Here is a 22,246-nt window from a genome sequence, read left to right on the forward strand (position 1 = left end):
GGTGGGGAGCAGGTGGGTGCGGGGCGGTTCGGTGTGGGGTCGGCGAGGTGGCCGAGGTTCGGCTGCGCCTCCCTCCGGGGTTTTCTCGTGAAGGGGGTCGATTTTCCTTTCGTGGCCTCGGGCTGCCCGGGATGAAGCATGCTGGGCAGGTCACTCGTTCGAGGAACGGGAGTTCCGTTGCCGGCGGGTGTCCGGGGGACAAGGGGGGCGCAGGATGGTTCCGGGCACGGCGTCGATGGCCTCGGGTGACGGTGCCGGGTGGGATCGCACGACGGTCCGGCAGACCGCGGAGGCGGCCTCGGGCGGCCGCGTCGTCCAAGCGGGCGGCGACCTGCGGGTCACGGAGATCCACCACCATGTGTCCGCGCCGGAAGCGGTCGTGCTGGTGGAAGAGGTCCTGCCGAGAACGGAGGGGGTCGCCGAGGTCTTCGTCGGACGGGACGCCGAACTCGGCTCCGTTCTCGGCGCCCTCGATCCCGGACGTGAAGCGGAGGGCACCGTGGTGGTGTCGGCCGTGGCCGGGCTCGCGGGGATCGGGAAGACCGCGCTCGCCCGCGTGGCCGCCGCCGAGGGGGTGGCCCGGGGCTGGTTTCCCGGCGGAGCCGTCTTCGTCGACCTCAACGGCTACGCCCTCGATCCCGAGCGCAGGCTGGGCCCCTCTCAGGTGTACGGCCCGCTGCTCCACGCGCTCGACAAGGACGCCGCGGGCGCCGTCGCTCCGCAGCACCAGGCCGTGCGGTACCACCGGCTGCTCAACGACCTGGCCGCGCAGGGGCGCAGCTGTCTCCTCGTTCTGGACAACGCGTCGACGAGCCACCAGGTGGCCGATCTGTTGCCGCGCTCCCGCAGGCACCGGACGGTGATCACCTCGCGGCACACCCTGACCCTGCGGGGCTCGCGCACCCTGGCCCTGCGAACGCTGGCAGGCGATGACTCCGCGGCGCTGGTCAGGCGGCAGCTGGCGCAGGTGGCCGCTTGGGATCCCCGCGTCCACGAGGACCAGGGCGGTCTGCGGCGGCTGTGCGACCTCTGCGGCCACCTGCCGCTGGCCCTTCACATCGTGACCGCCCTGCTGGCCGGTGCGCCCGGCCTGACGCCGGCGGAGCTGGCCGGCGATCTCGCGCGGGCCGGCAGCAAGCTGGACGTCCTGGACGACGGGGAGCGGGCCGTGCGTGCGGCGTTCAACCTGTCGTACCAGCGTCTGGGGAGCGGACCGGCTCGCCTCTTCCGGCTCCTTCCGGTCCATCCGGGCCCTCATTTCGGCATGGAGACCGCGGTACAGCTCCTGGGCAAGCCCCTCCACGAGGCCCGTCCCGATCTTCACGAGCTGGCCCGGGCCCACATGATCGAGCACGTCGGCGGTGGGGCGTGGCGCCAGCACGATCTGATCCGCGACTACGCCATCGAACTCTCGCGCAGTCACGGGGACGACCAGCGGCTGCCCTCAGAGCGGCTGCTCAACCACTATGCGGCCAAGGCGTCGGCGGCCGGGGAGGCCCTGCGTACGGCGCGCAGGGCAGGGAACCCGGTGTCCCACGGTTCTCAGGTGCAGGACGTCCTCGCCTGGTTCGACCGGGAGAACCTCAACCTCCGGGCCGCGGTCTCCCTGGGAGTCACGTTCGACGACGTCGACGCCGCCCTGCGGATACTGGAGGCGCTGGTGCGCCTCCACCGCCACCGCGGTCAGACGGCCGAACTCATCGAGACGTCCCGCCGGCTCGCCTCCGTGGCCGCGGGCGCCCCCGGCTCCGACAACCTCCTGTGGGCCGTGGCCGGTCGTGCCTGGGCACTGGGTGCCCGTCTGGAGCACACCGCGGACCCCGCCCTGGCCTGCCTCGCGGACTTCGCCCCCGAGCCGCTGTTCGAGCGATCGGTCAGGACGCGTACGCGGGTCCACGCGAAGATCGCCGAACTGCTCCGCGCCGCCCAGCGGGCCGTGTCCCTGCTGGAAGGCCGGGAACAGCTCCTGGCCGTTCCGCTGCTCCACGTGATCGTGCGTGCCGCGACCGGGACGAACCTCGGCGAAACCGTGCCCGCCGAGGCGACCCGGACGGCCCTGCGCCTGTCGCGGTCGCACGGAGACGCCCGTCTGGAGACCCTCACGCACATCGAGGAGGCGCGCCACCAGAACGCCGGGGACCGGAGGGCCGGGGCTCTGGCCGCTCTCGATTCCGCCCTGGAGGCGTTCCTGCGTGCGGCCGAGGCCGGGAACGCGGCATGGCGAGGAGCCGGCCGGCTCCTCGCGACGACGGCGATGGACGTCGCCCGGGGCCTGCCGGCCCACGAACCCCGTCCGCAAGGCCTGCTCGAGGATCTCTCCACGGCGGCGCGGCTTTCCCTCCGGGTGTGGCGGCACCTGGGGGAGAACGAGCGACTGGCCTCGGCCATGGTCTGTTTCGCTGAACTGCACCACGCCGCGGGCCATTACGCCGAGGCCGTGTCCCTTTACGAGGACGCCCTCCGCGAGTTGCGGAACACGAGCCGCGGGAAGGACCTGGCGCGCACGCTCCTCAACGTGTCCGCGGCTCGCAGCGCGTTGGGCGATCACCTGGCGGCGGCGGACGCCGCCGGAGAGGCCGCCGCGCTGTTCGACGCGCAGGAGGATCCGGCGGCCGCGAGCCGGGCCTGGACCGTGTTGTCGCACTGCCTTGTGGCACTGGATCGTGTCGAGGAATCGCTGACGGCCGCGTCCACCGGCGACCGGGCGGCCGTGGCCGCCGGCGACCGAAGCCTCCAGGCTTCCGCCGTACTCGTCTCCGCGCTGGCCCTGGAGAAAGCCGGGCGACGCTCGCAAGCGAGGCGCAGGGCACGGCAGGTGCTCCAGATCACCCTGGCCAACGGCGACCCGGCGCTGCACTACTCCCTGCAGGCCCGGCTCCAGGACCAAGGGCTGCTCGATTGACGGCTCCGGCGATGCCCGACGGGGCCCGGCGGAAGTGCGCGTGGTTCCCCGGCCGCCGGTGCGGGCCGACGGGGTGGCGGTCGGCGTCAGTCCCACCAGAGCACGACGAGGAGCCGCCGTCGGGACGCGCCCCGGTAGAACTCGCGCAGGGCGTCGAAGTGCCGCAGCGCGTACGCCCCCGGGCCCCCGACGATCTCGTCCGCGCCGTTGCCGAGCAGGGCGGCGGCCTCCGCTTCGTCCGTCGGCAGAGCGGCCAGGAGGGCCGGAAAGTCGATCTCCCCGAGCAGCTGCGCAACGCGATCCACCTGCACCGCGGAGAGGGCCGTGGGGGCCGGCCCGAAGGGGGCGATGGTGTGCGGACGCGTGTGGAGGAAGGCGAGCTCGATGGCGGTGTCGCCGTCGAGAGCCTGCCGGAGAGCCTTCCGGTGGACGTCGCCGAGGCCTCCCAGCTCGCCGACCCGTTCGATCAGGAACGGCGCCCAGTCCAGGTCGAGGACGTCCGCGGGCGGCGGGTCCCAGAGCGGGTCTCCCTCCGGCGACGTGGCGGCGGACCGGCGGCAGGAAGCGAGGTACTCCGCCGGGATTCGGGCGAGTTGTTGCGTGATGGCCATGGCGACAGTGTCCCGACGGTGTCCATCGGTTTTCCCCGCGTGGTCTTCTCGTGGGGTTCCCGGGCCGCTTGCTCGGACGATGGCTCGGCCCGTTCATGGGCACCTGGCGACCGGTCCAGTTGGCCGGTGCCGTTCTCGCGGTCGGAATCGCCGTCCGTTGACCGCCGTCCGCTGTGCCGGGCTATTCGTCCTCGTCCGTGGCGGTGTCCCACGTGGGCAGGGGTCGTCCGGACGCGGTGGTGATCCGGAGGACCTCGCATCCCATGAGCTGCGCAGCGGTGAGGAGGCGCTGCCGGACCTGTTCGCTGTCTTCGGGCGGGAAGTCGATCCGTATCTGGTGGGGGCGGGACGCGTCGTAGGTGAGCAGCCAGTCGGTGTCGACGGTCGCGAAGTGGTCCTGTCCCGTCTCGTCGGACGTGGAGCGCCATGAACCCCGGTCCGTGGTGGGAGCCAGTGCCTCGCGCAGTCGCCGCAGGCGCTCGGGGTGGGCAGTGGGGCTCGCGGACAGGTGCAGGCAGCGGTGGAGGCGGGGACGGAAGGCGTTGAACCATGGGACCAGGCCCGGTTCCATGTCGCTGAGCAGACGGGAGCCGACACGTCCGGCGGCCCAGCCTTCGATGAATGCCGGCGTACTGAGGGGGTAGGTCTCGTACCGGCCTTCGTTGCCCCACACCACGACGGGCCAGTCGTCGGGGGACCCGCCGGTGAGCCAGCACAGTCGGTCGGCATTCGCGGTGGTGCCCCAGACGAGCAGCCCGCCAGGGGCCGGGTGCGGCGGATGGGGGGGGAGCGGCCGGGGTCTCGTTCAGGGGATCCCGTGAGGTGTGCGCTCCGCCACGCGAGGCCGTTGTGCTCGCTCGTGCCGAACGGTGTCCGGAGGGAGAGGAGATCGCAGAACTCCCCCCCACCCGTAGGTCTCGACGAGCCGTTTGTAGTCGCCGGGAAGTCGAGTGCCGATCGCCGTCTCCGCGGCGGTCCAGTCGCCGTGCGCGTCCACGGGCGCGGCAGGTGGCACCACGAGCTCGACCAGCCGGTCGCAGTCGGTCGTGGTGGTCTTCGCATCGGCCATGAGGGCAGCGTATGCCTCACCCCCAGGGGCTCTGAACGGAGCCACGTCGTCCGTACCGGGAGGCACCTGAGTTCTGGCCGTGCCGGTACGGGGCCGGGCGAGCATCCGCAGGGCGGGCACGCACAGGGCGGTGCCGGCGAGCGCGAAGCCGATGTTGTCGCCGAGGGAGAACCGGCCCCTCGTGCTGTGACCGCCGCGGTCGGGGATGAGCCCGAGCAACGGCTGCGCCACCGACGGCAGCAGGGACGCGGCGAGCACGACGCCGGAGGCGACCTCGTAGGTGCGGTCCCGTTCGGCCACGAAGAACGGGATCAGCGCCGCGGCGGCGCCCGGGTAGACGTCCTCGCCGTCAGGCCCCGGCGGTTCGACGGAAGGCGTCGGCGTTCTCCGCGGCCCAGCGGCGGAACGGGCGGGCCGGTGCTCCGGTGACCCTGGAAACCGTGTCGCGGACCCTCAGCAACTCGGGGTTCACGTCTCCGCCGGTGACGTCGAGTACGGCGTCCGCGGCCTCGGGCCCGAAGACCGCGACCATCTGCGCGCGGGCCTGCCGGCGGCTGATCTCGGCGAAGGGAACCTCGCGGCCCAGTACCGCCGCGATGGCCTCGACCTGCTGTCGGGCGGTCACCGGCTCCGGGCCGGTCAGGGCGTACGTGCGTCCGTGGTGGCCGGGCTCGGTCAGCGCCACGCGCGCCACCGAGGCGACGTCCGCGGGGTGGATGGTCGGCAGCGCGGTCTCGGCGTAGGGCGCGCGGACGGTCTCGCCGCCGCGGATGGAGGCGGCCCACATCAGGGCGTTCGACGCGAACTGCGTCGGGCGCAGGATCGTCCACGCCATGCCGCTCTCCTTGAGCAGCTCCTCCACCGCCAGGTTCTCGCCGGCGGGGCCCAGGTGCGGGTGGGTCTGGACGGTGATGGACGACACCAGCACCACGTGCTCCACGCCCGCCTTCCGGGCGGCTTCGAGGATGCCGGCGTCCGCGCCCAGACGCGACACGAGGAACAGCGAGCGCACCCCTGTCAGCGCGGGTTTCAGCGACGCGGGCTCCGCCAAGTCGCCCTCCACGGCCTCGGTTCCTTCGGGGAAGGCGGCCCGATCCGCGTCGCGGGTGAGCCCCCTCAGCGGTCCGGCACCGCGCGCGTGCAACTCCTTCAGCAGGGCGCTGCCTATGTTTCCGGTGGCTCCGGTCACGAGGATCACGAGGATGTCTCCCGTCGTCGGTCGGTCAAGCAGGCGCCACGCTAGAACCTCGACCAAACTTCAGGTCAAGAGGGCGTCCGGCTGCGGCCGCGGCGCAGAGGGAGCACTGCCCGGTCGACGGACCCGGCCCGGGTCGAACGTTTCGTCAGGGAGCGCCGGGTGGTCTTGAGGTGGGTCCGGGTCACGCGGAACCGGGCGCTCGGGATCGCACGTCCTTCGTACATGCTGACCGTCCTGGGGATGTTCTTCGCCGTCGCGCCCGCCGTCGTCTGGATGGCGATGGCCCGCACCCGACCCGTCGGGTTCCTCATCGGCGGCGCGCTGCTCGCCGGTGCCGGTCTGCTGATCGGCGTGCAGCAGGGCTGGATCGACGCCCCCGGGCCCGACGCCCATCTCGTGTTCACGGTTCTCGCGCCCTTGCTCATCGCCTGCGGCGCGGGGCTGGAAGGACGGCACGGCGGCCCCCCTCCCCCGCAGTGGGTCTCCCTCCGCAAGGGGGCGATCGGCTTTCTGGGGACGCAGTTCGCCCTCACCCTCGTGGCCGGTCTCCTGTACGCGCTGATGCTCGGCGAAGGCTCGGACGCCCCGTCGTCCAAGGCCCTCCCCGCGTTTCCGCCGGGCATCACCGTGGTCGAGGAGGGCATCGGCTGCGGTTCCGGCGGCTGCTGGCGCGCCGCGACGGTCATCAGCGAGGACGGCCTGTCCCGGCCGGAGATCATCCGCGCACTGGGCCTCCAGCGGGAGAAGTGCCGCTCCAGCGGCTGGCTGCTCGACTGGCGGGACGTGTGCGTCGGAGCCAGGGAGACCGGCGAGAACGTCACCGTCTACGCCGGCTGGGGATACTGAGGGGGCGATTCCCGGTCGGCCGGGCCGTCCGCAGGCTGCCGAACGGCGGTTGTTCAGGGGGAGAACGGCCCGCCGAGAGCGCTTCGGTCGGCGAGTCGGACGCGCCTACTCGGAAGCCATGGCCGGGAGCGGCCGCCAGCTGACGGGGACGTCGCGCATGAGCAGAGCGCAGTCCAGGGTCGCGCTTCCCGGCGGGAAGCAGTCGGGGTCGTCGAAGAAGGACGACGCGGCGGAGCGGATCCGGCCGGCCTCCACGCGCCAGGCGTCGGTCCGCAGTTCCATGCCGTCCAGGTGACGGCCGGAGCCGGTGGCCGAGAACCCCTTTGTCCCGCGCTGGAAGAAACGGGAAGCCTCGGCGAGATCAGCGAAGAGTTCGCTGTCCCGCAGCTCGTCGGACGGCTCGATGGTGACGTCCACTCGGGCGTCGCCGTCCCAGGTCGCCAGCGCGACGTGCACCTGGCCGGGGGTCTCGTGCACGTCGAAGTCGGCCCGGCCGTGTTCGCCGGGGAAGAGGCGGCCTCCGGCCCAGGCGTTGATCCGCGAGGCGGTGTCGCGCCGCGGGATGTAGACGCCGGTCTCGACGCCGTCCGGTCCGTCCCACTCGACGGCGATTCGATGTGCCGCGTTCTCGCTCCGCAGGCCGAACGCCTTGGGCGCCCAGGCAGGCCGGACGCTTCCCAGGCGCAGCAGGCAGATGCCCGCGACCGCGTGGCCGTGCACGAGCTGCGGACGCAGCGGCCTGGGGAGCAGGCGTGCCGCGGCGTCCGGGGCGACTCGGTAGTTCACCAGGAGCCGTCGTTCGATGACGCTGGACAGTCGCGGCTGCCTCATGATCCCTCGTTCTGCGCCCCGGGGCGCCAGGTGGTGTGGCGGAGCACGATCTGCTCGGGGCAGACGGCGCTGAGGAACCGGCCGATGCTGATGGCCAGGCGGTCCTGGGCCAGCGCGTAGAGGATCCGGTTGCCCTCCCGCCGCTCGGTGACCAGTCCGGCTCCCTTGAGCACGCCGAGGTGTCGCGAGATGGAGGGCGCGCTGATCGCGAACCTGGCCGCGATCTCGCCGGCCGCGAGCTCGCCGCCTCTGAGGTCTTCGAGGATCTGTCGCCTCGTCGGATCGGCGAGGGCGCGAAAGGCTCCCGCCTCATCCTGAGCTTCTGTCATGCTCGATATTTAGCACCTTAGCTAAGTATCTAACAAGGGGGAGCGAGGGCCGCTCTTCCCCTACTCCGGGCGCATCAGGTGGAGATCTCCGCCCCACGCGTCCAGCACCGCGCCGTGTCCGGCCCGTCGGGCCGCCGTCTCGACGCGAGCGAAGAGACGGCGCTGCGCGGATGCGTCGCCCGTCGCCGAGATGCGACCCACGGCGTCCAGCAGCTGCCACGTGTCCCAGCCGGGCAGCGGGAAGCGGGCGAGCTCCCACTCCAGGTACTTGTTGTAAGGGCGGGGGCGGCGGTCCAGGGCGAAGAGCAGCTCCAGCAAGAAGCCGACGCTGTCGGCGGCGTCGAGCCGGGCCGCGAGGGCATGTCCGTCACGGGCGTTCTTGACCGAGCGGTAGAGGGAGTTGGCGTAGGCGTCCAGCCACTCGGCCGCGTCCCGGAACGCCTGTTCTGCGTCCAGTGTCGCCTTGGCGGCCAGGATCTGCGCGATGGCCCCGTCGAGCCGGTCCAGTACGATCCGCGAGCGCGAAAGCGCATACCTTTCGAAACCGGGCATGCCGACGGCGCGGAACTCCTCCAGGGAGAGGACGACGAGGTCGAGTTCCGGGCTGCGGTGCCCGGCGAAGTGGACGAGGTCCGTCCTCGCGCCGTCCGCGAGCACCACGTAAAGATCGTGGTCGGAGTGCTCGGTGGCCATGCCCTCGTGCGCCCGGGATCCCTTGAGGACGAGGCCGACAACAGCCGGATCGGCGACGGCGAGGTCGACAAACGCCTCGTAGGTCATGGGCTCGGTCACTGCGCCGCCTCCGGCATGAGGTGAGGGACATGGCGGCCAGGCGCCCCGGCCGCCCCGGCTTGTCGCGGAAGCGGATCTTGCCATGAAGCTCTCGTGAGCGCCTCGGCGATTGAAGCCGTCGCGTCCCGGCGGACGACGGGGCCGCGAACGCGCGAGGAGCTTCGAGCGGATCACCGGCACACCCTCTGCCTTACTATTCAACTTTGACTAGAGTGGGGGCATGGGTGAGAAGACCGTTCCGATCCTGCCGTGCCGGACCCTCCGGCCCGTCCTCGACTTCTACACAGCCCTCGGGTTCGAGGTGACCTTCGAACAGAGAAGCCCCAATCCGTACGCGGTCGTCCAGCGCGGCGGCATACAGCTCCACTTCTTCGGGATGAAGCGGTATGAACCGACCGAGTCGTTCAGTACGTGCCTCGTCCAGACCGATGACGTCGACGGGCTCCACGCGAGCTTCCGGGCCAGCCTGAAGGCGGCGTACGGGAGGGTGCCGAACCGCGGGCTGCCGCGCATCGGGCCGCTGAAGGACACGTCGCACGGCGTGCGGCAGTTCCTCATGAGCGATCCGGGCGGCAACTGCATCCGCGTCGGGCAGCCGATGGGCGACGACCAGCATCACCGGCCCGCCCCCGAGGAGCCCTTCGCCCGGGCCCTGCACCACGCAGCCCTCCTCGCGGACTCCAAGGAAGACCCGGCGGGCGCCGCGAGGATCATCGACCGGGCCCTGCGCCCGCGGGACGAGCGGCCCACGCCCGTGCAGCTGCTGCGTCTGCTCGTGCTGCGTGCGGACCTCGCCGATCGCCTCGGCGAGGAAGAGGCCGCCTCGTCCGCGCTCGCCGCGGCCGCGGCGGTCCGCCTCACCGCGGAGGAACAGGAGTCCGCACGCGACGACCTCGAGCGCCTCACGCAGCTGCTGGACCGCGAGCTTGCCGTACCGCGTGGCCACGACGGTGGGGCGGGCCGGGGCGAGGTGAGGTGAGATCGGCGGCGCGGGCGGAGGCAGCCCGAAGGGCGGCGCCGGACCGGTACGGCCGGTCCGGGCAGATATGGGGCGGTGTCTGCCGGTACCGGGGCGTGGGAGGCGAGGGCCGGGCGGTACGAGCGGGGACGACGTCCGTCACCCCGGGGCCGCCCTCGCCGCCTGAAGCCGTGCCGCGGACGCCGTCCAGGCCTGGCTCGCCGGCCCCCGGGGGCCCGGCGCGTGCTTCGTCGGGCGCCGTTTCGGCCGGGCCCCGTTTGACACGGGCCTCCGCTTGCGTGCCGTGTCGTGCCGTGCAGGTGTCCGTACGCCGGTGCGCCCGGTCCCGAGATGCGTGAATCCCGTCATGGGGTGAACTGGTAGGAGGCAGTAGCCGCGCTCGCCGGAGTACGCGAGAGGTGACCATGGGCGACAGCAAGGGCGTGACCGTAGGGGTGCTGGGGTCGTACGGCGGCAAGAACGTGGGCGACGAGGCCATTCTCACCGCCGTGCTGGACCGGGTGCAGGGAGCGCGGCCGGACGCCCGCATCGTGGTGTTCTCCCGCGATCCGGAGTACAGCCGCGGCGTCCGCCCGGACGTCGAGGTGATCGGCTGGGAGGGCGTGAGCCGGGAGCGTACGTCGGAGCACCTGCGCCGGCTGGACGTCCTGCTCCTCGGCGGCGGGGGGATCCTCTACGACACGGAGGCCCGCCGGTACCTGAGGCTGGTGCGCACGGCCCAGGGGCACGGCGTACCCGTGTTCACCTACGGCGTGGGCGCCGAGCCGCTCACCGACGAGGTCGACTGCGACTGGGTCCGCTCGACCCTCACCGACGCGGCGGCGGTGACGGTCCGCGACGAGGAGTCGAAGCTCGTCCTGGAGGACGCGGGTCTGGAGCGGCCCATCACGGTGACCGCCGACCCCGCCCTGCTGCTGCGGCCCGGTGACGGCGGGGAGGAGCTGCTGAGGTCGGAGGCCGTGCCGCGCGGGGTGCGGCTGGTGGGGATGAGCGTGCGCGAGCCCGGGCGGGCGGCCTCGGACCTCGACGAGCTCGGCTACCACCAGCTCCTCGCCCACGTCGGCGACTTCCTCGTAAACCGGCTGGACGCCCACGTCGTGTTCGTGCCGATGGAGCGCGACGACATCCGCCACGCGCATGCCGTGGCGTCCCACATGGCCGATCCCGGCGCGTGCACGGTGCTGCGCGGCGCCTCCCGTCCCCAGCAGGTCCTCGACATCGTCAAGCGGCTGGACCTGGCCATCGGGATGCGGCTGCACTTCCTCATCTTCGCCGCCCTCGCCGGCGTTCCCCTGCTGCCCCTGCCGTACGCGGGGAAGGTCTTCGACTTCGCGCAGCAGATCGGCGCGCCCGCCCTGCGCGGGGTGGCGAGGGAGAACGTCGGCCTGCTGCTGGCCGAGGTGGACCGGCTCTGGGACGAGCGTTCCGCACGTCGGGCCGAGACGGCTGCCCGGGTGACGGCCATGCGGACGCGGGCCGACCGGACGGCCGAGCACTTCCTGAGCTATCTGGAGGCCATCGCCCCACCGCCGGCGCCGACCGGCCTGCCGACGACCCCCGCTCCTGTCGGCTGACCGCCGGCCGTCGCGGCCCCGGGAGGACCCATGACCCATCTGATGCCGCCCCGCGTCCCCCGGCACGTGGAGCTGCCCGCACGGCAGGCCCTGCACGGGGGCAGCACCCAGGTGCTGGTGGTCGGCGGCGGCCCGGCCGGCATAGGGGCGGCGATCGGAGCCGCCGACGCGGGTGCCGAGGTCGTCCTCGTGGAGAGGTACGGATTCCTCGGCGGCAACGCCACCGCCGCCCTCGTGATGCCCCTGATGAGCTTCCACAACGAGGTCAAACAGGCGGTCGCGGGAGACGCCACCCGCCTGCTGCCGCCCGACCACGGCGAGGGCGAACCCGTCGTGGGAGGTGTCCTGTGGACGCTGCTCGACCAGCTGGTCCGCGCCGGAGCGGCGATCCGTCCGTCGGTCGAGACCGGCTACACGGTGCCGTTCGACGCCGAACTGTTCAAGATCGTCCTCTACGACCTGCTGGAGAAGCACGAGGTGCGCACCCTGCTGCACGCCTTCGCCTCGGGCGTCGTCCCCCTTCCCGAACGCGTCCGCGCGGTGTTCGAGACGAAATCGGGTCCGGTCGTCATCGACGCCGACGTGATCGTCGACTGCACCGGCGACGGCGATCTCGCCGCCGCGGCCGGAGCGGCCTACGAGATCGGCCGCCCCGAGGACGGCTGGACACAACCCATGACGCTGATGTTCCGGATCGTGCGGTTCGACCAGGAGGAGTTCGCCGGATACGCCCGCTCCCACCCCGACCAGTGGAAAGGGGTGCACGGGCTGTGGGACCTCGTCCGCGCCGCCACCGACGCCGGTGAACTGGACCTGCCCCGCGAGGACATCCTCTTCTTCGCCACCCCCAACGACGGCGAGGTCGCGGTCAACTCCACCCGCGTCACCGAAGTCCTGGGGACCAGCGTGTGGGACCTCACCCGTGCCGAGTTCGCCGCCCACCGCCAGATGGAGCAGATCTCCCGCTTCCTGCGCAGCCGCGTACCCGGCTTCGCGCGGTCGTACGTCGCGCAGAGCGGCGTGCAGGTCGGAGTACGCGAAACACGCCGCATCGCCGGCGCGTACGAGCTCACGGGCGAGGACGTGCTCGGCGCCCGCACGTTCGACGACGCCATCGCCCGGGGCGCCTACCCGGTCGACATCCACAACCCGAGCGGTCGCGGCACCACGCTGCGGCGGCTGCCGCGCGGAGCGTCGTACGACATCCCGCTGCGCTGCCTCACGCCCCGGGGCGTGGACCGGGTCCTGGTCGCCGGCCGGTGCATCTCCGGCGACCACGTGGCCCACTCCTCGTACCGCGTGATGCCCATATCCATGGCCACCGGCCAGGCCGCCGGCGTCTGCGCGGCCCTCGCCTCCGCCCAGGGCACGCTCCCCCGCGACGTAGCCGTCCGAGCCGTCCAGCAGGAGCTGCGCGCACAAGGCGCCAGCTTGCGCTGAGGCGTTCCGTCGGGTGCGGACAGGACCGGCCGGCCCGGGCGGCCACCCGCCGGCCGCCCAGCCCGTCGGCGCGCCCCGGCCGCCCGGCCCGCCCGACCCGCCCGGCCCGGCGATCGGCACGGAAGGGTACGGCGCAGGGGGCGCGTCTGGTGCTCTGTGGGTTCGACGTCCACGAGCCGTTCAGAAGGCCCCGTCTTCCCGCTCCGGCCCCGACAGGATCATCCGACCGGGAATCCGCGGTCGGCCGCCACCGCTCAGGACCGGAAGTTCTTACGTGCCGGGATGCTCCGGCAGGGCGAGCCAGGCCGACCAGGAGATCTCGCGGCCGAGGAAGCGCGGCTGCTCGAACGGCCAGTCGGCGGCGATCCACTGCGGCACCAGCGCGTCGAGCGCCTGCTCGACCGTGCCGCCCACCAGTTCGTCCACCACCCACCAGGAGATCTCGCCGTCCGCGCCGGCCTTCTCCGGCGGGTCGATGTAGACGCAGCCGAGCAGAGCCGTCTCCTCCGCGTCGAACAGCGCGTAGTTGAAGGACTGGTGCGCGGCGATCTCCTTCTCGTGCCGCAACAGGTCGGCCCGGTCCGCCTCGTAGGTCATGGTGGCCGCGGGCCAGCCCCAGGCCGGGCCGAAGATGGTCCACAGCCGCTCGCGCGAACCCATCACGGCCGGATAGTCGAGCGGGGTGTCCGCCTCCCGGATCGGCCGCAGGTGATGGCCACCGCCCGGCAGCGGGACCAGGACGGGGTGGACGAAGTCGTCGGGAAGCCAGCTCATGGGGCCCGACCGTAGCAGCGCGCGACCGTCCGCTCCCCTGAGTTTTTCCCCGCGCACCGCCAGGCCCTGCTCTCGTGCCGGGCGGGGCTCGCGCCCCCACGCCGGGGACACCGGCGGGAACCCGAACGTGGCCGGCGAGGTGCGGCGACACGTTCCCGTCCTCACCGTGGCCGTACGCGTGTCGGGGAGTCGGGCGCGGAGCTGTTCGGGCGGGGGGGGCGACGTCCTTTGCCGGCGAGGGCGTGTTTCCCGGCCGGCCAGGCGCCGTACGGCTCCGGCGTCGTGCCGTTCCTCGGCTCGCGGGCCGGTCGGGCGGCCGGCCCACCGGCTACGACGGCCACGACGGCCAGATCTGCGAACGCCCCAGTTCGGTTCACCTCGGCGGGTCCTCGCCCGTGAGTCCGTCGACGGATTCGCGGATGAGGTCGGCGCGACCGGCGTGACGGGCGTACTCCTCGACGAGGTCGAGCAGAATGCGGCGGAGGTTGGGGCGTTCGCCGCTGCGGGTGGTGTGGGCGCCGAGTTGGTCCAGGCCGCCCGTACTGAGCGCCTCCTCGACGACGGCACGTGAACGGGCGACCGATTCCTGCCAGAGCGCGCGCAACTGCTCGGGGGTGTCCTCGGCGGCGGAGCGGTAGTCCCAGTCGGGAGTGCCGTCCCAGTCGACGCCGTCCCAGGGAGCGCCGACGGGGGAGCCGAGCCACAACCGGGCGAAGTGGCTGTCCTCTACGTGGGCCAGATGCTTGAGGAGGCCGCCCAGGGTGACGGCGGACGTGCCGAGCGTGGCACGCAGACCGGCGGCGTCCAACCCGGAGCACTTCCAGGCAACGGTGGCCCGCTGGCGTTCGAGGGCGCCGAGGATCGCTGCGACTTCGGTGCCGGCGAGGGGAGGCTCCGGCCAGGTTTCGATCTTGCTTTCGGTCATGGCCGCAGACCTTGGCGAAGGACACCGACGCGGAGCCGACGGGTGGACCGCGACGAATCGCCCGCTCGAGAACCGCCGGACAGCCCTTAGGCGGGTGCGTCCGCGCCGAGCCGGACACGCCGTGCGCGGTTGTGCAGGTGGCCGACGAGGGGCAGGGCGGACCCGATCAGTGCCAGGGCGGCGGCGCCGACCCAGTGCCGGGTCTGCTGGCCCATGAGCAGGCAGGAGACGACGCCGAAGCAGGCACCGGCGGCCGGGACCAGGGCCGCGTGCCGGGCGGCGGGCGTATCGGTGAGGGAGGCCACGCTGAAGTAGGCCACGATGAATCCGGCGAACAGGGCGAAGGTGTACCACTCTCCGCCGTCAGGAAGGGCGTAGCCCTTACGGGTTCGTTCCAGTCCCAGGTCGACGGCCCCCGCGACTGCCCAGAAGAACGCGCTGGAAGCCACCACACCGAGAGCGACACGCCCCGCCGTATTCGTCATGTCGGGATCGTAGGGGCGACGAGTGAAGTTCGGCCAGGGCGTTGTTCCGGGCCGCCGTGCACCCGGATGCGCCACGGCGAAACCCCTGGCGGGCGGGGCTCGACCGAGAGCACCCGTGTCTGCCAGGAGTTTCTCGTGCTTCTGAACGTGGACGGGTGCTGTCGGACCTCCGAGGGCGCGGCGGCCCTCCTCCATGCGCTCACGCGCTCAGGCCGCGGCTTCGCCGGGGGCTTCGTCCCCGTCGTCCCGGGGCAGGAAGGACCACGGGCGGACACAGGTGTGACCAGGAGGAAGGTCGGGTCACCGCTTCGGCTCTGTTCCAGGGCCCTGTTTGGTGCGGGGTCTCGCCGAGAGTACGAGGTGGGCCACCTCTCCGGGCATGCACAGCGACGCGGGGCCTTCCATAGGCACGATCCAGAACGCCGCGCAGCGCGGGTCGCGTTCGGTCAGGTCGGTCGCCGGCACGCCGAGCAGGGTGTCGTGTCCCAGGCACTCCGCTTCCGGAAGGTTCCACATACGCGCGGTGCTCACCGGCGTCAGCGCGTAGAACTGGCGTCCGCCCTCGTCGTAGAAGACCGGGCCGCCGGCCAGCGCCTCCTTCAGGAAGGCCGTGACCTCCCGGCGGTCTTCCGTGCCGGCGGCCCGGTGAACGACGGCCGCCGGCATGCGCACCGCGGAGAACAGGACCCCGCAGCGCAGGAGGGCCACGCCGTAGACCGCCCATTCCCGTCTGGCCGTACGGTCGTCCGCGGCGGCGAGCAGCAGCCAGGTGGCGGCGGCCAGTTCGCGTTCCTGGCGGGTGTGGACGAGTGCGCGGGGCCGCGCCGGTAATCCACAGCCCTCTTCGTCGTCACGGCCGTTCGTCACCGTCGACATGGTCAGCTCCCCCGAGTGGCTGGCAGGCAGGCAAGGTTCTACCGGGAACACGTCCCGGCTCCCGGCCGACGAGGTTATCCCCCGCAGGCGGCGAAACGGTTCGCCTGCGGGCGTGAGCCGCCCGGAAGGGTGACGGGCCTCCCTGGGCGTTTGGTGGCGAGAGCACCCTGTCGGGGCTGCCGCTGGAGCGGCGAGGACCGTGGTCGGGAGCGTTGCCGGGGGCGGTGTTGGGAGCGCTGTCGGGAGCATGGCCGGGGCGGCCTGCGGGGCGCGGTCCGGTTGCGGCCTCGGCGGCCGGACGGTCGCCGCTTCACCGGGACGGGTGATGTACGAGGCCGCGTCGCTACCTCGCGCCGGTTCGGAAGGTTGGTGGGCAGTGACGTTTTTGCTGTGCCGACCTGCGGATTTGCCGGGGCGTCTGCGGACTCGCCGGGGGTCTGCGGATCTCCGCTCAGGGAGCCCGTCCGGACCGGCGTACGGCGTACGGCGTCAGACGGTGAAGGTCGTCCAAGATCATCCGACGAAGGAGAGTGACAGACGTGCGGGCTGCAGGCCAGAGCGACAGGTCCCGTGGCGTGGAGCCCCCTCGCGGACGCTCCGGGCCGATCGGGCGTGATGCCGAGCTCGCCACGCTGAGGGCCGCGCTGAGCGGGCACCGGCTCGTCACCGTGACGGGCGGCGCCGGGGTCGGCAAGAGCCGGCTGGCTCTGGAGGCGGCCGCCCGTCCTTCCGGCGGTCCGTGGCAGGCAATGGTCCGCGTGCGCGGCTCTGTCGGCCCGTGGACGCTGGAAAGGCAGGTCGCCCGGGCCCTGAACGCGGTGACGGGCCCGCACGGTTTCACCGCGAGTCCGGACCTCGCGGCCGTCGTACGGGCTCTGCCGGCCGGCGGGCTGCTGCTGGTCCTGGACGATGTCGATCCGGTCCTCGGCGACTGCCCGGGGCTGGTGCGGTCGCTGCTGGCCGGTCGGCCGGACCTGCGGATCCTGGTCACCGCGCGTCAGCCGCTGGGCCTCGCCGGCGAGCACGTGCTGCGGTTGGCCGCCGCCCCGTCGCCGTACCCCGGCGTCGGCGAGCTCGCCGTCCGCCTCCAGAGGGGGCGGTGCCGGCCGGCGGATCCGGCGCCCGGCCGGGCGGTCGGGCGCCTGCGGCCGGGCGGGGCGTCGATCGCGTCGGTGCACGCCTCGTGCGACGAGCCCGTGCGAAAGGTGTGGCGGCGCCTGAGCGTGTTCACGGGCGCCTTCACCGAGTCGGCGGCCGTCTTCGTCTGCGAAGGCGCCGACCTCTCCCCCGCCGAGATCCCTCCGGCGCTCGCCGTTCTGACGTCCGTCGGCGTCCTGCGCGCCCACGACGGGATCGAGGCGGCGTCCGAGCCGCGTCATGTGATGGCCCGCGCCGCCCGCGCGTTCGGCGGTGAGCGTCTCGTGGCGGCGGAAGAAACGGCCGCGGCCGGAACGCGGCACGCCCGGCACTGCCGGAGCACGGCCGCGGTCGCGGAGATCCTGTGGAACACCGGGCTGCAGCAGCAGGCGGTGGTCCTCGTCCGCGCCGAGACCGCCGACCTGGCCGGCTTCTTCGACCGGGCCGTCGAAGACCCCGCCCACGCCGAGACCGCGGTGGAAGCGCTCCTGCACCTGTGGTTCTGGTGGGCGGCGCACAACCGCGGCCGGGAAGGTGCCCGCCGGCTGCTCGCGCTGCTTCCCCTGCTGCCCGCGGGCAGTGAGCCGGCGGCCCGCGGGCAGTGGCTGGCGGGCTGGCTCGTCGCAGGCGAGGACCCCGCCGGGGCCCAGCGGCTCCTGGGGCGCGCCTGGCCCGCGGCCGTGCTGTCCGGTCACGACGCTCTCGTCGGCCGCATCGCCCACGCGTACGGAACGCTCGCCTGGAAACGGCGCGACCTGACCGCGGCCGCCGCGTACTACCGGCACGCCGCCGACACCATCCCCTCCGGCGCTCCCGGCGGCCCCGGACCGGCCACCAGCCTCGCCGCCCTGGCCGTCGTCCAGGCGACCACCGCTCCCGCTCTCGCCGTGCGCACCGCGCGCCGGGCGCTGGCCCAGCCCACCGGAGGCCACGACGCCTGGACCACCGCCCTCGCCCACTACGCCCACGCCCTCGCGGACCACCACGCCGGACGCACCGGCCGCGCACGCCACCGGGCCCGCCGCGCGCTGGCCCGTCTCGACGCCCGCCTGGACGCCCCCCAGGCCCGCGTCGCGCTGCGGAAGCTGCTGCGCCACCTCGCCCACCCGGGCGCGCCGGGCCACCCCGCACACCCGGCGGACCCGCCCTCTTCTCCGCCGTCCCCCCGGACCCGCTCCACGACGGAACCGACCGTGATCTGACCGGTCCGGCCCTCCTCCCCGACCGGTGGCGCGGGCACGGACGGGCATCGGGCGTTCCGCGGCGGCCCGAGAGCGCGGGAAGCGGGGCGGCAGGGGTGTGCGGCGGGCGCCGGGATGCTCGGAGCCCCGCTTGGGGCGCAGCATGGAGGGAAGTGTTCCGCGGCGGCTACGTGCTCGCCGGCCGGCAGGCGGAGGGAGCGAGGCCGATGGCTCACGATGCACCGGCTGACACCGAGGGCTCCGATACCGAAGAGGCGGGGGCCGGTGCGGGCTGGGAGACCGCGGGGAGTCTGCTGGACTTCCTGAACGTCGCCGCGGTCGTGGTGGACACGGGCGGTCGGATCGTGTTCTGGAGTCCGCAGGCGACCGACACGTTCGGGTACACCGCCGAGGAGGCGCTGGGGCAGTACGCGGCGCGGCTGCTGCTCGGGGAGAAGGACCGGCAGCGGGCGATGGACCTGTTCGCCGGGGTGATGGAGTCCGGGAAGAGCTGGTCCGGGGTGTTTCCCGTGCGGCACCGGAGCGGAGCGACGCGGCCGGTGGAGTTCCGCAACGTGCGGCTGCTGGACGACCTCGGCGACGTGTACGCGCTGGGAATCGCGGTCGACCAGACGACGCTCCACCGGGTCGAGGAGCGGCTGGCGCTGTCGGAGCAACTGGTGTCGCAGGCTCCGGTGGGATTCGCCCTGCTGGACACCGATCTTCGCTACCGGCTGGTCAACGGAGCCCTGGAGAGGATCAACGGGGTTCCGGCGGCCGAGCACATCGGCCGCCGTCCCCGCGACATCCACCCCTACAAGGGGGTGGAGCTGGTCGAAACGGCTCTGCGGCAGGTGCTCGCCACGGGCACGCCCCTGATCGACCAGTACGTCGTCAGCCGCACGAGGGCCGATCCCGATCACGACCGTGCCTGGTCCCTTTCCTACTACCGGGTCCAGGGGCCCGGCGGGCGGGTGGTGGGGGTGGCGTCCTCGGTCGTCGACGTCACCGAGCGGCACCTGGCGGCCGCGGAGGCGGAACGGGCCCGGCGAAGGCTGGCCCTCATCGCGGACGCCTCCGCCCGCGTGGGCACGACCCTCGGCGTGGAGCAGACCGCGCGGGAGCTCGTCGACGTCGCGGTGCCCGGCCTCGCCGACGTGGCGGCGGTCGACATCCTGGACGCCGTCATGTCCTCCCGCCCGCCGACGGCCGATACGAACGGCCCCGAGCTGTTCCGGGCCCTGGCCGTGGCCTCCGCGTCCCCCCACGACCTCACCGGCGCCGCCGACCCGGTCGGGGAGATCGCCGCCTACGCGCCGGACCGCCTGATCACCCGGTGCGTGCGCACCGGGCTGCCGGTTCTGGTGCCCCACTGCGACGAACGGGACCTCCGGCGCATCGCCCGTGACCCGCAGGCCGCCTCCGCCCTCTCGCGCGCCGGGGCGCACTCCTATCTCGCCGTTCCCCTGATCGCCGACGACGAGGTCCTCGGCGCTTTCGACCTCCTGAGGGTGGACAGCCCGGAACCGTTCGACACGGACGACGTCCTGCTCGCCCGCGAGCTGGCGGGCCGGGCCGCCGTCTCCATAGCCAACGCCCGATGGCACCAGAACGTGCGCACGGCCGCCGAGACCCTTCAGCGGAGCCTGCTGCCTCCCTCCCCGCCGCGGCGTCCGGGCCTGAGGACCGCCTCCCTCTACCAGCCGGCGCAGGCGGCCAACGAAGTGGGAGGCGACTGGTACGACGTCATCCCGCTGGTCGACGACAAGACCGCCCTGGTCATCGGTGACGTCATGGGCAACGGGATCGACGCCGCCGCCGCCATGGGGCAGCTGTGCACCGCCGCCCGTGCCTACGCCGGCCTCGACCTGCCGCCCGACGAGATCCTGCGCCACCTCGACCGCCTCACACGCGGCCTGGAGCACTACATCGCCACCTGCCTCTACGCGGTGTACGACCCCCGCACCGGACGGTGCCGCATCGCCAACGCCGGGCACCTCCCGCCCGTCCTCACCCGCGCCGAACGCTCCCCCCGGCTCCTTCACCTGCCCTCCGGCGCGCCCCTGGGCGTCGGAGGGGTCGGCTTCGAAGCCGTGACCGTCCTCCTGGAGCCGGGTGACCAGCTCCTGCTCTACACCGACGGTCTCGTGGAGACCCGTCACGACTCCATCGACGACCGTCTCGCCACCCTGCTGGACGCCTGGAGCTCCATCGGGTCACCCCTCGACTCCGCCTGCTCGCGCCTGGTGGAGACCATGCGCCGCCCCGGCGACCCCGACGACGTCGCCGTCCTGCTGGCCGAGGTCCAGCCGTGACGCCGGACGTGGCCCGGTCGCCGTACGCGGACGCCGCCTTCGGCAGCTCCTCGGCGGCCGGCACGTCCTCTCCCCTCCCGGCCGGGACCCTCTACGGACCTCCGGTCACTGGGACCCGTCGGACCCGCCCTCGGCCGCTCCGGCGATCTTGCCGCCGACGAACACCACACCCAGCCCGAGGGCGGCTGCGCCGGCGGCCGCCACCACCTTCATCCCGGCCCCCAGGAACTGCTTGTTCTCGCTGTCCTTCTCGGCCGCCTGCCGCACGTTCCGGTCCAAGCGGTCGTGGAGGGCCTCCCGCTGTTCCCAGCTGAGGTCGTCCCGGTCGAGGTCGGCCCGCAGGGCGTCCCGCTGGTCCTGCGAGGCCTTGGAGAAGTGGTTCTGGCTGTTCTCGTTGGCGGCGAGGGTCGACTTGTGGGCTTCTGCCACCGCTGCGACATCGGCCTTCGCCAGGTCCTTGAAGGCAGGGAACTGCTCGACGAGCTTGAGCCGCACCTCGGTGGCCATCTCGGGCATCGCCGCGGCGAACCGGAGCACCTTGTCCTTGGACAGGTTCCGCCAGTTCGAGATGCCCAGCTTCCGCTTCACCTCTGCTTCGTGCGCGTCGCCCATTCCCCGACTCCGTTCGTCATCCCATGAGGCGTACCGGCCGGTGGCGGTGGCCTCCGGCACCCCCCGTGTACGGGGAGCAGCCTTCCTGACCGGCAGTTCTACCCGACGCCAGCCCGCCCCGGGCGACTTTCGCCGGAACGGACGGAACGCCCTCTCGTCTTCTGCCCTCACGGAGGACAGGCCGTGGTGAACAGCCGCGACGGCCCGGCGGGTGCCGTGGCGAGCGGGTCAGATGCCGAACTCCGCCGCCGACAGGCCGAGCGCGGCACACGCCTCGCGGATGATCTGTTTCTCGGCCGGCTCGATGAAGCCGTCCGCGCCCGCCACCACGATGCCGATCTGGATGACGGCCCGCGCCTCGGCGGGCTTCTTCGCCACCTTGGCGACTTCCTGGAGCACCGTCGCCTTGCCCAGGACGAAACCGGCCGAGAGCTGGTCGACGTGCTTGTTGAAGCGCTGGCGGAGCTGGTCGGCGGGGAAGTTCTGGAGGACGTCGTTGGTGAGGATGAGCGATTCGACGTGCTGACGCTCGGACGGGTCCACCCGTCCGTCGGCGACGGCCACCAGCGCGCACATGGCCATGCCGGCGTCCCGGAAGGCACCGCTCTTCAGCTCCGTCTTCAGCGACGTGAGCTGCAGTTTCAGCGCGCTCACGAGCTCGGCCCTGGAACCGCCGCCGGACCGTGCGCCGGACGGTCCGTGGGCGCCGGAACCGCCGCGTACTCCTTGGGCCTGCCGCAGACCCCTGGTCGTCTGGTCCTTGATCCGATCCCACATCGCCACTCGTGCCACCCCGGTTTCCGCCGTGCCTTCGTCGTCGGGCACGCGTCGTCGCGCACCACCCTGCCAACGCCTTCCGCACCCGGTGAAGTTCCGCCGGTGCGTGCGGGGCGGTTCCCGTGGCGCCTCACACCGGCTCGGAGCGGGCGTCCGGCTCGTGGAGCAGTGCGGAAGGCGGTGGGCTCGGCCTCGAACTGCGCTCGGCATTCGGTCTCGCCGGCGATCAGACGCGTGACCGCCGTCAGGAGGTCCTCGGGGGCGGTGGTGATGCGGGAGGCCGTGACCTCGGCTTCCCCCTGGTGGTCGCTGATGACGCAGTGGGCCCCACCGCGGCCGGACAGGGGCCGGGCACATCGCAGGAGGGCCACCCGCGTTCCCTTCTGCCCGTCGCGGGTTGCCCGCGCTGAGGACCGAGGCCCCTCGCGCCCGTCCGGGGACGGGTCGTGGCGAGAGCGCTGCCCAGCGGTTTCTCCGACGTTGTCCGTCGTCGGGCAAGGATCTTCCGGGGAGTCGCCGGGTTGGGTGCCGCAACGGTACGCGGGACCGTTCCTCCGTGCGCGGGGAGTGCCTGGCGATCCTCTCGACGGCGA

The 22,246-nt window shown here is 72.9% G+C and carries 20 protein-coding genes; 7 read left to right on the forward strand and 13 right to left on the reverse strand.

Going from position 1 to position 22,246, the window contains the following annotated elements:
- Positions 1-214 precede the first annotated feature (214 nt).
- Positions 215-2,902, forward strand: coding sequence for an ATP-binding protein (locus ACFW6A_RS31755; protein ID WP_386644695.1), 2,688 nt, complete (start codon positions 215-217; stop codon positions 2,900-2,902).
- Between the two features lie 86 nt (positions 2,903-2,988).
- Here the strand turns inward: ACFW6A_RS31755 and ACFW6A_RS31760 are convergent, their stop codons facing one another.
- The 4 genes from ACFW6A_RS31760 to ACFW6A_RS31775 form a co-directional block, all read right to left on the reverse strand.
- Entirely contained in the window at positions 2,989-3,513 is a 525-nt protein-coding gene (locus tag ACFW6A_RS31760) for a DUF1877 domain-containing protein (protein ID WP_386644698.1), read from the reverse strand.
- Positions 3,514-3,694: 181 nt separating this feature from the next.
- Entirely contained in the window at positions 3,695-4,084 is a 390-nt protein-coding gene (locus tag ACFW6A_RS31765) for a hypothetical protein (RefSeq protein ID WP_386644701.1), read from the reverse strand.
- A 234-nt stretch (positions 4,085-4,318) separates the two neighbouring features.
- Positions 4,319-4,882 (reverse strand): hypothetical protein, encoded by a 564-nt coding sequence (locus tag ACFW6A_RS31770; protein WP_386644704.1) that lies wholly within the window; start codon positions 4,880-4,882, stop codon positions 4,319-4,321.
- 49 nt (positions 4,883-4,931) lie between these two features.
- Positions 4,932-5,780 (reverse strand): NAD(P)H-binding protein, encoded by an 849-nt coding sequence (locus ACFW6A_RS31775; protein ID WP_351850079.1) that lies wholly within the window; start codon positions 5,778-5,780, stop codon positions 4,932-4,934.
- A gap of 222 nt (positions 5,781-6,002) precedes the next feature.
- Between ACFW6A_RS31775 and ACFW6A_RS31780 the strand changes: the two genes are divergently transcribed.
- Positions 6,003-6,626 (forward strand): hypothetical protein, encoded by a 624-nt coding sequence (locus ACFW6A_RS31780; RefSeq protein ID WP_386644707.1) that lies wholly within the window; start codon positions 6,003-6,005, stop codon positions 6,624-6,626.
- A 105-nt stretch (positions 6,627-6,731) separates the two neighbouring features.
- On the opposite strand, the gene ACFW6A_RS31785 is transcribed toward ACFW6A_RS31780, so the two are convergent.
- From ACFW6A_RS31785 to ACFW6A_RS31795, 3 genes are read right to left on the reverse strand one after another with little or no spacing between them, the layout of a single operon-like run.
- Positions 6,732-7,457, reverse strand: a complete 726-nt coding sequence (locus ACFW6A_RS31785) for a DUF2071 domain-containing protein (RefSeq protein WP_386644710.1) — start codon at positions 7,455-7,457, stop codon at positions 6,732-6,734.
- Positions 7,454-7,786, reverse strand: coding sequence for a metalloregulator ArsR/SmtB family transcription factor (locus ACFW6A_RS31790; protein ID WP_351850082.1), 333 nt, complete (start codon positions 7,784-7,786; stop codon positions 7,454-7,456). Before ACFW6A_RS31790 ends, ACFW6A_RS31785 begins: the two co-directional genes overlap by 4 nt.
- Positions 7,787-7,846: 60 nt before the next feature.
- Positions 7,847-8,566, reverse strand: a complete 720-nt coding sequence (locus ACFW6A_RS31795) for a hypothetical protein (protein ID WP_386644789.1) — start codon at positions 8,564-8,566, stop codon at positions 7,847-7,849.
- 232 nt (positions 8,567-8,798) lie between these two features.
- On the opposite strand from ACFW6A_RS31795, the gene ACFW6A_RS31800 reads away from it, so the two are divergent.
- The 3 genes from ACFW6A_RS31800 to ACFW6A_RS31810 all read left to right on the forward strand — a co-directional run bounded on the left by ACFW6A_RS31800 (position 8,799) and on the right by ACFW6A_RS31810 (position 12,571).
- Complete coding sequence (locus ACFW6A_RS31800) at positions 8,799-9,557, forward strand: bleomycin resistance protein (protein WP_386644714.1); 759 nt, start codon at positions 8,799-8,801, stop codon at positions 9,555-9,557.
- 404 nt (positions 9,558-9,961) lie between these two features.
- Complete coding sequence (locus tag ACFW6A_RS31805) at positions 9,962-11,131, forward strand: polysaccharide pyruvyl transferase family protein (protein WP_386644717.1); 1,170 nt, start codon at positions 9,962-9,964, stop codon at positions 11,129-11,131.
- A gap of 30 nt (positions 11,132-11,161) precedes the next feature.
- Positions 11,162-12,571 (forward strand): FAD-dependent oxidoreductase, encoded by a 1,410-nt coding sequence (locus ACFW6A_RS31810; RefSeq protein WP_351850086.1) that lies wholly within the window; start codon positions 11,162-11,164, stop codon positions 12,569-12,571.
- 270 nt (positions 12,572-12,841) lie between these two features.
- Here ACFW6A_RS31810 and ACFW6A_RS31815 read toward each other — a convergent pair whose 3' ends face one another.
- The 4 genes from ACFW6A_RS31815 to ACFW6A_RS31830 all read right to left on the reverse strand — a co-directional run bounded on the left by ACFW6A_RS31815 (position 12,842) and on the right by ACFW6A_RS31830 (position 15,631).
- Entirely contained in the window at positions 12,842-13,345 is a 504-nt protein-coding gene (locus ACFW6A_RS31815) for a GNAT family N-acetyltransferase (protein ID WP_386644720.1), read from the reverse strand.
- Positions 13,346-13,718: 373 nt separating this feature from the next.
- Positions 13,719-14,270 (reverse strand): DinB family protein, encoded by a 552-nt coding sequence (locus ACFW6A_RS31820; RefSeq protein WP_386644723.1) that lies wholly within the window; start codon positions 14,268-14,270, stop codon positions 13,719-13,721.
- Between the two features lie 86 nt (positions 14,271-14,356).
- A complete protein-coding gene (locus ACFW6A_RS31825) occupies positions 14,357-14,755 on the reverse strand; it encodes a hypothetical protein (RefSeq protein WP_351852958.1) in 399 nt (132 codons plus the stop codon).
- Positions 14,756-15,055: 300 nt separating this feature from the next.
- A complete protein-coding gene (locus ACFW6A_RS31830; RefSeq protein WP_351852961.1) occupies positions 15,056-15,631 on the reverse strand; it encodes a hypothetical protein in 576 nt (191 codons plus the stop codon).
- Positions 15,632-16,206: 575 nt separating this feature from the next.
- Here ACFW6A_RS31830 and ACFW6A_RS31835 point away from each other — a divergent pair.
- Together ACFW6A_RS31835 and ACFW6A_RS31840 are read left to right on the forward strand one after the other, a co-directional pair.
- On the forward strand, positions 16,207-17,970 hold the full coding sequence (locus ACFW6A_RS31835) for a hypothetical protein (RefSeq protein WP_386644726.1): 1,764 nt from the start codon (positions 16,207-16,209) through the stop codon (positions 17,968-17,970).
- A 206-nt stretch (positions 17,971-18,176) separates the two neighbouring features.
- Positions 18,177-20,264, forward strand: a complete 2,088-nt coding sequence (locus tag ACFW6A_RS31840; RefSeq protein WP_351852966.1) for a SpoIIE family protein phosphatase — start codon at positions 18,177-18,179, stop codon at positions 20,262-20,264.
- Positions 20,265-20,369: 105 nt separating this feature from the next.
- Here ACFW6A_RS31840 and ACFW6A_RS31845 read toward each other — a convergent pair whose 3' ends face one another.
- Entirely contained in the window at positions 20,370-20,876 is a 507-nt protein-coding gene (locus ACFW6A_RS31845; RefSeq protein ID WP_351852968.1) for a hypothetical protein, read from the reverse strand.
- A 228-nt stretch (positions 20,877-21,104) separates the two neighbouring features.
- Positions 21,105-21,659 carry a tellurite resistance TerB family protein gene (locus tag ACFW6A_RS31850; protein ID WP_386644729.1) on the reverse strand — a complete coding sequence of 185 codons (555 nt, stop codon included), beginning with the start codon at positions 21,657-21,659 and terminating at the stop codon, positions 21,105-21,107.
- Positions 21,660-22,246: the final 587 nt, after the last annotated feature.

Source organism: Streptomyces sp. NPDC058758, assembly GCF_042746075.1.
Classification (GTDB): Bacteria; Actinomycetota; Actinomycetes; order Streptomycetales; family Streptomycetaceae; genus Streptomyces.

Coding starts and splice junctions, on each gene's coding strand:
- ACFW6A_RS31790 (WP_351850082.1), bottom strand. CDS start 7,786: ATGACAGAAGCTCAGGATGAGGCGGGAGCCTTTCGCGCCCTCGCCGAT.
- ACFW6A_RS31825 (WP_351852958.1), bottom strand. CDS start 14,755: ATGACGAATACGGCGGGGCGTGTCGCTCTCGGTGTGGTGGCTTCCAGC.
- ACFW6A_RS31840 (WP_351852966.1), top strand. CDS start 18,177: ATGGCTCACGATGCACCGGCTGACACCGAGGGCTCCGATACCGAAGAG.
- ACFW6A_RS31795 (WP_386644789.1), bottom strand. CDS start 8,566: ATGACCTACGAGGCGTTTGTCGACCTCGCCGTCGCCGATCCGGCTGTT.
- ACFW6A_RS31755 (WP_386644695.1), top strand. CDS start 215: ATGGTTCCGGGCACGGCGTCGATGGCCTCGGGTGACGGTGCCGGGTGG.
- ACFW6A_RS31760 (WP_386644698.1), bottom strand. CDS start 3,513: ATGGCCATCACGCAACAACTCGCCCGAATCCCGGCGGAGTACCTCGCT.
- ACFW6A_RS31815 (WP_386644720.1), bottom strand. CDS start 13,345: ATGAGCTGGCTTCCCGACGACTTCGTCCACCCCGTCCTGGTCCCGCTG.
- ACFW6A_RS31800 (WP_386644714.1), top strand. CDS start 8,799: ATGGGTGAGAAGACCGTTCCGATCCTGCCGTGCCGGACCCTCCGGCCC.
- ACFW6A_RS31830 (WP_351852961.1), bottom strand. CDS start 15,631: ATGTCGACGGTGACGAACGGCCGTGACGACGAAGAGGGCTGTGGATTA.
- ACFW6A_RS31765 (WP_386644701.1), bottom strand. CDS start 4,084: ATGGAACCGGGCCTGGTCCCATGGTTCAACGCCTTCCGTCCCCGCCTC.
- ACFW6A_RS31820 (WP_386644723.1), bottom strand. CDS start 14,270: ATGACCGAAAGCAAGATCGAAACCTGGCCGGAGCCTCCCCTCGCCGGC.
- ACFW6A_RS31805 (WP_386644717.1), top strand. CDS start 9,962: ATGGGCGACAGCAAGGGCGTGACCGTAGGGGTGCTGGGGTCGTACGGC.
- ACFW6A_RS31780 (WP_386644707.1), top strand. CDS start 6,003: ATGCTGACCGTCCTGGGGATGTTCTTCGCCGTCGCGCCCGCCGTCGTC.
- ACFW6A_RS31810 (WP_351850086.1), top strand. CDS start 11,162: ATGACCCATCTGATGCCGCCCCGCGTCCCCCGGCACGTGGAGCTGCCC.
- ACFW6A_RS31845 (WP_351852968.1), bottom strand. CDS start 20,876: ATGGGCGACGCGCACGAAGCAGAGGTGAAGCGGAAGCTGGGCATCTCG.
- ACFW6A_RS31785 (WP_386644710.1), bottom strand. CDS start 7,457: ATGAGGCAGCCGCGACTGTCCAGCGTCATCGAACGACGGCTCCTGGTG.